The sequence below is a fragment of the Campylobacter lari genome, from assembly GCF_004357905.1.
Lineage (GTDB): Bacteria > Campylobacterota > Campylobacteria > Campylobacterales > Campylobacteraceae > Campylobacter_D > Campylobacter_D lari_D.
In genome coordinates this window covers 1-1707 of record NZ_SMTT01000019.1, presented here as the reverse complement: position 1 = coordinate 1707, position 1707 = coordinate 1, and the positions used below count along the sequence as shown (strand labels likewise).

1 protein-coding gene and 1 pseudogene are annotated in these 1707 nt (G+C 30.9%); one reads left to right on the top strand and one right to left on the bottom strand.

Annotation, left to right across the window (positions count from 1 at the left end; genetic code table 11):
* Window positions 1-189: pseudogene (locus tag E2O22_RS07765) on the top strand (YaaA family protein); the annotation flags it as partial.
* Window positions 190-212: 23 nt separating this feature from the next.
* Here E2O22_RS07765 and E2O22_RS07760 read toward each other — a convergent pair.
* A complete protein-coding gene (locus E2O22_RS07760) occupies window positions 213-1466 on the bottom strand; it encodes a major outer membrane protein (protein WP_133319976.1) in 1254 nt (417 codons plus the stop codon).
* Window positions 1467-1707 lie beyond the last annotated feature (241 nt).

The following is a 1707-nucleotide window of genomic DNA, read 5'->3' as shown; positions in this document are numbered from 1 at the left end:
TTTTTAAAAAATTCCAAAACTTTAAGTCATTTTGCTAAAGCTTATAGGGGTAAAATACTAAGAGTATTAGCAAGTAAAAATATACATAATAAAGAAGCTTTGCTTAAAAATCTACCTAATGATTTAAAAATAAAAGAAATTAAGATACAAGGATTAAAAGAAGAGATAATTTTAGATATAGTAAGCTAAGCCTTTTGGCTTAGCTTTTATGATTAGAATTTGTATAGAGCTTCAAGTCTGATATATTGATCTTTAGTATCATCTGTGTTAGCTTGGTTGAAATCTTCTGTTAAGTAAGAATAGAAGCCGCTAAATGTAAGTTTTGGACTATATGCATAAGATACTCTTGCAATATATTCATTTTTATCTATATCATGGCCAACTTGTTCAGATTTACCACCGATATAATCAAATCCTACTCTAACAGTTTCAGCAAAAGTATAACCTAAACCTGCAAAATAGAAGAAGTTTTCACCTGTACTACCTCTTAAATCACTACCTTCAGAATAGAAAATTTGCTCACCTGGAGCGATTACTCTACCTTTATCTTCTAAAACTACTAAGCTAGCTTTGTCTTTTTCACCATAACCAACGATACCTGCTTGGAAATCAAAAGCAGAAATTTGTCCTTGTAATTGAGCAGCGTAGAAATTGCTATTATCTAGACCTAATTTTTCTTTATCACTATCTAAGCTATTTCCTAAGTATTGAGCTTGGATTTTGAAGTTAGCCATATCATTGAATGCAAATTTATAGCTAGCATCTACTGCATATAAAAATGCCCAATTGTTTGAATAAGCAGCCCATACTTGGAAAGCAAATGGATCAAAATCACCTAATACAGCAGCACCATATAAAGAAGTATCAGCAATACCTAAACCTGTAAAATCTCCATCGCTTGTAACATTGAAGCTATCAAACCAATAACCAGCAAAAGTTAAACCCTCGATAGAATTATTAAGAATTTTAGCTCCTGTTCCTACTGCATCATCAGTCCAAATAGAACCAACTTCCATTTTACCAAAGATTACATTTGTAGCATAAGCTTCATTAGTATATTCTAAGTAAGCTTGTTGAACTGCAAAAGTACTATCAGTATCAGTTTCAGCTTTAGCATTTGGGCTATTAAAACCAAGTTCACTTGTGCTATATTGGAATTGAACAAAAGCTTTGAAGTTATCATCTAAAGCTGCTTTGAAATTTAATTGAGATTTAAATTTATGCTTGTTTTCTTTAGAGCTGTTGTAACCATCTACAGTTCCTGTTGCCATTTTAGGTGTTCCATTTGGATTTACGCCAACTTGAACAGGTCTATTTCCAACATCTCTTCTATCAGATTCAAATCTATATCTGAACATTCCTGATACATCAACATCTTTTATAGCTTCTTCAAGTGAAACAGCATTAGCTGCTGAAAAAGCACCTGCAGCTAAAGCTGCTACTAAACTAAGTTTAACTAGTTTCATGAGAATTCTCCTTATTAAAATTAAAACTATGGCTTGTATTATAGCATAGTTTTATATAAGAATTCTTAAAGTAAATAAAAACGATAAAAATATATTATAGGGTTGTATTTATAGATTGAATTATCTTTAAAGATCTAGTTTGAAACTAGATCTTTAAAAACTAAGGAGTTATCTATGAATGTTTGCTTTTACAAGTGTAATTATGCTCTTTGATAGTTAATGTTTGGAAACTGAGGGGTTA